Origin of the sequence: Butyricimonas muris, from assembly GCF_046365375.1 — a bacterium.
Classification (GTDB): Bacteria; Bacteroidota; Bacteroidia; order Bacteroidales; family Marinifilaceae; genus Butyricimonas; species Butyricimonas muris.
In genome coordinates this window covers 1-4,961 of sequence record NZ_JBKEIT010000021.1, presented here as the reverse complement: position 1 = coordinate 4,961, position 4,961 = coordinate 1, and the positions used below count along the sequence as shown (strand labels likewise).

Here is a 4,961-nt window from a genome sequence, read left to right as displayed (position 1 = left end):
AATCAACGGTATCATGCCGTTCCCGTCAGAAGGAGCGAGGTAAGCCGCCACGGGAGCGTTCACTTTGCCTGTAAAGACGAAAACGCCGTTTTTAACCGTCACGGAACCCAGCGTATCGGGCTTTTCCCGTTCGTTAGCGATTAACAGAAGAGTCCCGTCTGTCATCCCGCTCACTTTGCCACTGATTTGGTAACCCTGCTGGGCTTTACAAGCGAACGTCGAGAGTATCGCCAAACCAATCAATAATGAAATTTTTCTCATAATCTAAACGTTATAATATTACACTTTATATTACCTTTATTTTCCCAGCAACTCCGCTATCCTTTTTTCCAAGGCTTTTCCCCGGAGATCCTTGGCGATGATGCGGTTGTTCTCGTCGAGAAGAATGGTGTGAGGGATGCCCCGAACGAGATAACGAGAAGAGATTTCTTGTTTTTGGTCCATGATGTTAGACCAAGTCATCTTCTCGTCCTGCATGGCTTTCACCCAGTCTTGGGGTTTCGAGTCGAGCGACACGCCGATGATTTCCAACCCGGCATCACGATATTTCTTGTAAATCTTGCACACGTTCGACATCTCTTGACGACAGGGGGCACACCACGATGCCCAAAAGTCCACGAGTTTCACTTTCGCCTTGATACCATGCAGGGAAACGGCTTGCCCCTCTGCCGTGGTTCCCGAGAAATCGGGTGCAATGGAACCCGGTTCCACTTGCTTGAACACGTCCAACTGCCGGACGATCATCTGCCCGTAAGGACTGTTTTTGGCAGGCTCTCCCAGCATATCGTGAAGAGCTTTTAAAGAGGTGTAATTCATCTGTCCCATCCCGGCGGCAATCACGTACGCGGACACGAACGAGTCTTTGTATGTCTTGAAAAGCTCCAACTGTTGGGCTTCCGCTTCCGCCGCCACTTTCTCGAATTGCTGTTGTAACGCCTGCAATTTCATCTGGTTTTGTTGGGCATAAGCGGCACGGGCCTCCTGTTCCATCTTCATCTTCTCTCGAAGAATCCGCTGGTTGATGGCATCGAACTTGCCCCATATCTGCTGGGATTCGCCACCCCCTTGCACCTCTATCCCGGCTTCCCCGGCGACCAGCGTGTATCCCGTGTTTTCCAGCATGAGCGTGGCTATCGGTTGCTGCTGTTCCCCGGCGAGGATATACGCGGGGATAATCCCCTCCACGGTTCCCGCGAACTCGAATTCCCCGTTCACCATTACCGCCTCACCCAGTTTGACCAAGCCGCCCGGACCACTCGCCGCCAACACGAGATTCCCACCGAGGGTACCACCCAAGTGCCCCGTGATTTTAAAACTCTCTTGCGCCCGAATATTCCCGAGCAGAGATAACATGATTATAAATAAATTTAAAAGTTTCATCATATTTACATTTACAATTTATTGATACTCTTCGGTTCGAATTGCTTTATATCAAAAGATATTTCCAAGGGCTGCACTTCTCCCTTGATAAATCGAACTTCCCAACGCGGAACAACTTCCACGGCACGACGCACCAGCATCACCCACGGGTCGGTGGGGTCAGTAATGACCCGAGCCTCGTGTTCATTATAGACATCAAGACGAATCTCCCGTATCGAATCCGCCACGCCATTCCGGTTGGGATAGACCATGAAAGTAACGTGCAGGACACGATCCTTTAACTCAGGGTAATTATCCCAGTCGTGCGAACGAACGGTTCGAATGAATTGATTGTAAGCGGCGGTGTCCCCGGGTTGAATGTAATTATCATAAACGTTTTTCCAAACCACTTCACCGTTTTTCACCTCGAAAACAATTTCCCGACAAGAAATCCAGGCCCACGGGTACTCCTCGCCCACCGGATCGCCCTCGTCCACCTTGAACGAACCCGAGTACCACGATGCCACCACCGGTTTGCGGTGATTGCCGTGCACAAGTGTCGATAAAGGAATTCGCTTCCCCGTGCGACCATGACGAATTTCAGTCAACCATAAACGCCCGTCCGCTATCTTCCACCGGGCAACGTACCCCCGGGGATTTCTCGTCGTGAACGCTCCTTTCAACCGGGGACGCAAGCGGGTCATCACGTCCGGATCCTGTTGCAGGGGATTGACAATCAAAACGTAATTCCTACCATCTATCTCTATCGAATCCAATTGTTTCAATTTACCGGGCAACCAGTATTTATAAGGTGCCGATCTATCCCGTCCCCACTTCACCCGAAGTTGCACGGGTTGAATTTTCCCATCAAGCGTGAGTACATTCCAATCATCCATCAGGGCAAGACACCTCTTGATTTCCTGCACGTACGGATGATTCTCGTCGTATTCTTTTTCCTTTATTTCAAAATCCCCCCACATGCAGATGGTGTCCTGATTCGGTTGGGGATAACGATACCACGACAACACCTTCACTTGCCCCGTCGTCCCATCAGGTTTAGGAATGATTTGAACATTCAAGCTCGAATCGCCTTCCCAGGTCATTCCCTTACCGTTAAAAAGTACGTCCAGCGTATAATCGCTTTCATCATTTCCACTTTTCTTCAAACTATTGTATATCTCTTTTTCCTTCGTCACCACGCCATCGCACAACGAATAGATAGTTTCATGCTCGTGATACTGGGCAAATCCCATGTGCTCGTAATACACTTGCTCTCCCCTTACCACGCGTATCTCCCCGCTAAACCAGCGGGCAGCAATTCGTCCGTTCTCCAAATAAGCGTCAAAAATACCATCCAGATTCACCCGCTTCCCATTAAACAAATGAATTGCTTCAAGATACAAGGTCTCGTTTTCTAACCGCCATGTCCCGATATACCCTCGCCAAAGAGCCGTACACATGACTTTCGGGTCAAGCCGCTCACTCACCTTTCTCGAAAGAGTTGTATCCGCTTTGAGAGGACAACTTAACATCCAAAGCGTATCTCGCCCGATAATGATTTTCTCCCCGATCTGTCCCGTTGCCTGTACCAAAGTACTAAGGCTACAAAGAACGAGGATCACCACGATAAATATCTTGTTTTTCATAGTTTATATTAGTAGTTACTGTATCATTTCTTTTTCACGGATTCTTCCTCCGTAAATTAAAATATACTCAAAAAACAGAACAAAGCCCCCGGATTATAATTATCTGGTTCCGAGATGGAATTTTCTCTAGCCCAATTTTCGTAAACTTTATTATAATCAGCCAAAACTTGAGATTCACCGCCCGGGTCTATATGCCCTGATAAATTTACTAAACGACTCACCAAACTCATATATGTATAAGTTTTTATGCTAGTAACTACATTCCCCGTTATCATAGTTTGAATCACATCACAAAGAACCATCACCTCAAATTCCATGTGAGCTTCATTTTTATCTGTCATTTTTATTCCAGCTAGTTCACACTGAACCACATGCCAAAATTCATGGAGAATTATCCTATCCAAAAAAATATCAGACTCTGTTTTAAACAACACAGTTTGTGACGAAGCATCATAAACAGCATCACGCCCTGGAAATTCCTTTTCAAAATCAGGAAAAACAGCAAACTTAAGTCGAACCGGATTAGTCTTTTTTTGCGCCAATTGGTTCCCCAATTTTCTCAATATAGAATTTTTAGTAAATAATCCCTCATCCGCCATCCATACTAGATACTTATATTCATTGTACGACAGATTCCATGCTGATTTTCCTCCAAATATAGGAATTTTACTTCTATAATTTCCATCTTCATCTTTACCTTTACTCGGTAGGTTCAGAATAGATGCAAAACTAAAAGGCACGTCTTCATACATCAGTACCTCTTCCTCCATTTGCAATGATTCATCTTCTAATAACATTTCTCGCGAACACCCGCATAAAACCCAAGCAAAACATATAATCATTATAATTCTATTCATAATATCTTATTTTAAGATAACAAATCAATATTTTATCATTGCTCTGTAGGGCGATCCAATCATCTCGTCACTTCACTTTCTCCTTGAAAAAGTCCCCATTTACACACTTCAAGACATCTTAGCACGCCATATTTGCACGGAATACGCTTATTCTTCATCATATCTATATAAAAATCCCTTAACTCTTCACCACGAACTCCAGCCTTTATCATATTTTCCAGCTTTTTTGCTTCCGAATGAATCACATGTGAAAATTTAAATCGACCAACATCTATTTTAGAACGCATAATTCCATCACATATTGCCTGCAACTCCCCCTCTCGAAACAACGACAATCGATCTTGTTGAATCGCAAAATAAAGGGAAAGTATTTTTCCGCTACTATCAGCCAAAACACTAGCCGTAAAATAGGATTCATAATCATGCTCTACTTCCACTTCCTTCAATCGTTGTTTCAATGTCTCGGGTATTAATTTATCAAAACCAAAATCCCGCCTATCATAAGGATCTTTCGTTTCAAGCGAACATGTACCATTACCAACCCAACGATTGATACTATCCGTTAATCGCAATGAATCTCTATCCAGATAATCATGCGCTACAAATTCTTGTTTCACGACTTCAAATTCTTGCTCGAAATTCAGAGCTAACACGAATACTAAATCACCCTCTTGAACCACCTTAAAATTCTTAAACGGTTTTTCTTGGGCATTCAGTTGAATCCCCATCAACACGAGTACAAAAATTAATATTACATTTTTCATATTTTTTACTAAATTAATTGTTATTCAATTATTTCTTTTTCACAGATTCCGCTGCTTTTAATTTATACACAAATACCTGTTGTACAATATTTACAACACAACATACTCATTCTTGTTTACCTCTCACGATTTCTCCCGACTTTTTATCTTTCACTATGTCATTTCTCGTTTCTTCCCGATTTTGAGAAAACGATACGCTGAAAAATAGTATAAACACGAATAATAATTCAAGACATCTCATAATCAAAATTCTTAACACACGCCTCCATTCGCAACCTCTTGCAAACAAGCAAGGGACTCCCCGCCGTAGCGGGGAAGTAACCATTAATCGATTG

General features: G+C 43.8%; 6 protein-coding genes. All 6 read right to left on the bottom strand.

The window, feature by feature from the left end:
- The coding region (locus ACK8P8_RS22155; RefSeq protein WP_410026329.1) for a DUF4369 domain-containing protein at positions 1-261 on the bottom strand (261 nt) is incomplete at its 3' end.
- A 36-nt stretch (positions 262-297) separates the two neighbouring features.
- Positions 298-1,383, bottom strand: a complete 1,086-nt coding sequence (locus ACK8P8_RS22150; protein WP_227217140.1) for a TlpA family protein disulfide reductase — start codon at positions 1,381-1,383, stop codon at positions 298-300.
- Positions 1,384-1,391: 8 nt separating this feature from the next.
- Positions 1,392-3,005 (bottom strand): hypothetical protein, encoded by a 1,614-nt coding sequence (locus ACK8P8_RS22145; RefSeq protein WP_227217141.1) that lies wholly within the window; start codon positions 3,003-3,005, stop codon positions 1,392-1,394.
- A gap of 56 nt (positions 3,006-3,061) precedes the next feature.
- The gene (locus tag ACK8P8_RS22140; protein ID WP_369860258.1) at positions 3,062-3,862 is read right to left on the bottom strand and encodes a hypothetical protein; all 801 of its coding nucleotides are present in this window, start codon (positions 3,860-3,862) and stop codon (positions 3,062-3,064) included.
- 59 nt (positions 3,863-3,921) lie between these two features.
- A complete protein-coding gene (locus tag ACK8P8_RS22135) occupies positions 3,922-4,626 on the bottom strand; it encodes a hypothetical protein (RefSeq protein WP_369860259.1) in 705 nt (234 codons plus the stop codon).
- Between the two features lie 106 nt (positions 4,627-4,732).
- The coding region (locus ACK8P8_RS22130) for a hypothetical protein (RefSeq protein WP_410026328.1) at positions 4,733-4,961 on the bottom strand (229 nt) is incomplete at its 5' end.

Bases quoted from the DNA above. Each gene is read 5' to 3' on its own strand.
- ACK8P8_RS22135 (WP_369860259.1), bottom strand. From the start codon at position 4,626: ATGAAAAATGTAATATTAATTTTTGTACTCGTGTTGATGGGGATTCAA.
- ACK8P8_RS22145 (WP_227217141.1), bottom strand. From the start codon at position 3,005: ATGAAAAACAAGATATTTATCGTGGTGATCCTCGTTCTTTGTAGCCTT.
- ACK8P8_RS22150 (WP_227217140.1), bottom strand. From the start codon at position 1,383: ATGATGAAACTTTTAAATTTATTTATAATCATGTTATCTCTGCTCGGG.
- ACK8P8_RS22140 (WP_369860258.1), bottom strand. From the start codon at position 3,862: ATGAATAGAATTATAATGATTATATGTTTTGCTTGGGTTTTATGCGGG.